2 protein-coding genes and 2 pseudogenes are annotated in these 2,136 nt (G+C 65.3%); 1 reads left to right on the top strand and 3 read right to left on the bottom strand.

What is annotated here, in order from left to right; genetic code table 11:
- The 3 genes and pseudogenes from EOA29_RS34055 to EOA29_RS34045 form a co-directional block, all read right to left on the bottom strand.
- Nucleotides 1-204: pseudogene (locus EOA29_RS34055) on the bottom strand (hypothetical protein); the annotation flags it as partial.
- Nucleotides 201-932, bottom strand: coding sequence for a FadR/GntR family transcriptional regulator (locus tag EOA29_RS34050; RefSeq protein WP_126090580.1), 732 nt, complete (start codon nt 930-932; stop codon nt 201-203). The gene EOA29_RS34050 and the pseudogene EOA29_RS34055, both read right to left, overlap by 4 nt.
- A 122-nt stretch (nt 933-1,054) precedes the next feature.
- Complete coding sequence (locus tag EOA29_RS34045) at nt 1,055-1,759, bottom strand: DJ-1/PfpI family protein (RefSeq protein WP_126090581.1); 705 nt, start codon at nt 1,757-1,759, stop codon at nt 1,055-1,057.
- 86 nt (nt 1,760-1,845) lie between these two features.
- On the opposite strand from EOA29_RS34045, the pseudogene EOA29_RS34040 reads away from it, so the two are divergent.
- A pseudogene (locus tag EOA29_RS34040) lies at nt 1,846-2,136 on the top strand (AraC family transcriptional regulator); the annotation flags it as partial.

The raw sequence follows: 2,136 nt of genomic DNA, 5'->3' as shown, positions 1-2,136 counted from the left end.
CGAATAGATCGGCTGCCTACGACGGCCGGCGAAAGTGTCGGCCATGTCGGCATAACTGTCGAAGGTGAACAGCGAGGTTTGGTAGATCGGCGGCACCACCGCGCCGCCGGGGAACGGATCGTCATGCGCCAGAAGCGTGGCCGCTTCGCCCAGATAGTCGCTGGCGGAAATGACTGGGTCGAAGGCGGTCGGGTGCTCGTTCATCTGCGGTCCGAAAGCTTGAGGTTGGCGGCGCCGCGCTTGAGGTCGTCTTCGACCGTGGCGATGAGCTTCAGCGCTTCGCGCCTTGCCCCCTCCGGATCATGCGCGGCGATGCAGTCGAAAATGGTGCGATGGTAGGGAAAACTGGCGTGGCCGAAGTCGCGCACGCCGAGCGGATGCTCCCAGAAGCGATGGAACAGCTCGTGCATGGCGCTGATGATCTGCTCGAACAGCGGATTGCCCGAGGCGCGGTAGACCGATTGGTGGAACTCCCAGTCCTCCTCCGACGACATGCCAGCGCGGGTGTGGAAGGCCTCTTCCATGATGTTCAGCTTGCGCTCGATCTCTGCGATCTCGGCTTTGCCGGCGCGGACGGCGCAAAGGGCGGCCGCCTCGGCCTCCAGCGCGCGGCGGATTTCCAGCGTGCGCATCAGACCGGCGAAGTCGTTGCCGCCGGCCAATGTCAGGGGCATATGCAGCATGTCGGGCGAAACGGCGGCCTTGAGATAGGTGCCGCTGCCCTGGCGCCTCTCGACGAGGCCCAGCCCCTCCCAGCGCGTCAGCGCCTCACGCACCGTGTTGCGGCTGACCTTGAGGCGCTCGGCCAGGATGCGCTCGGTCGGCAGTTTTTCACCTGGCCCCAACGCCTCCTGCCTGACAAAGCCGGCCAACGCCTTCAGCACCGCGTCATCGCGGGCCGTCGTCTGAATGGGCGGGAGGCTGTCTGTCACGCCGGCGGGAACTCAAGTGGTTCAATGGTCCAACCAATTTCTGCACGAACGAAGAGGCGTGTCAACAGTCTAAACAAGGCAAGCCGAACGGCGCGGCTACGGCACCGTTCGGCCCGGTTGGTTCAGCCGTGGACGCGCGCCGGCGTGGCCGCGCGAGCTTCGCGCCAACGGGCAAACATTTCCTCGCGTGCCCGTCTCGAACCCGCAAGCCGCTCTTTTGCCTGCGCCAGCACGGCCGGCGAAGCCTCGGCGGGCGTGCCCGACCGGAAGGGAGGGGCCGGGGCATATTCGAGCGAGAGCTGCACCGTTTCGGCTTCGGCCTGGCCGAGAAGCCTTGCGACCAGCGCCAGACCGAAATCGATCCCCGAGGTGACGCCGCCGGCGGTGATCAGATTGCCGTCCTCCACGATCCGCGCATCGACAGGCAGCGCGCCGAACTCTTCAAGGAAATCATGGGCATACCAATGTGTGGTCGCCCGCTTGCCGGCGAGCAGCCCGGCGGCGCCGAGCACGAGGGCGCCGCTGCACACCGAGGTGACGTAGCGCGCCTGCGCCGCGCGCTGCCGCACGAAATCGAGGACCGCCCGATCCTCGAGCAGCGCATTGACGCCGCCTCCGCCTGGAATGCACAGCACGTCGAGCGGCGGGCAATCGTCGAAGGTTGCGGTCGGGGTGAGGGAAAGACGCGTCGACGACGTCACGGGATTGCGATCCTTCCAGATCAATTCCACCTCGGCGCCCTTTGCCGAAGCCAGGACTTCGTAAGGACCGGTGAGGTCGAGCTGTTGGACATTGGGAAACACGAGGATGCCGAAACGAAGGGTCATGGAAATCTCCGCAGATTGACTCCCGACACTCTAAGGCATCATGCTTTGGCGCGATCGCCAATCATCCCTCGTTTCAGGCCAAACCAATGCGCCGCATCGAAATCCTTGCCTATCCCGACATCCAACTGCTCGATGTCAGCGGGCCGCTCCAGGTTTTCGCCAGCGCCAACGACTTCAGGATGCAGGCCGGCGAGCCGGCGGCCTATGAGGTCGTGGTCGTCGCCGCTTCGCCGCGGATCAGGACGTCGGCCGGTCTCGTGCTGGAGACCACGGCGCTGCCGACGAATGGCTCTGGACTCGACACGCTGATCGTGCCCGGAGGATGGGGCATCAATGCCGCCTGCGAGGATCCCCAGCTTGTCCAGTGGGTCATCGGC

It is taken from the genome of Mesorhizobium sp. M1E.F.Ca.ET.063.01.1.1 (genome assembly GCF_003998155.1).
GTDB lineage: Bacteria > Pseudomonadota > Alphaproteobacteria > Rhizobiales > Rhizobiaceae > Mesorhizobium.
Note: the sequence above shows the minus strand (reverse complement) of the source record. Positions and strands in the feature narration are given on the sequence as shown.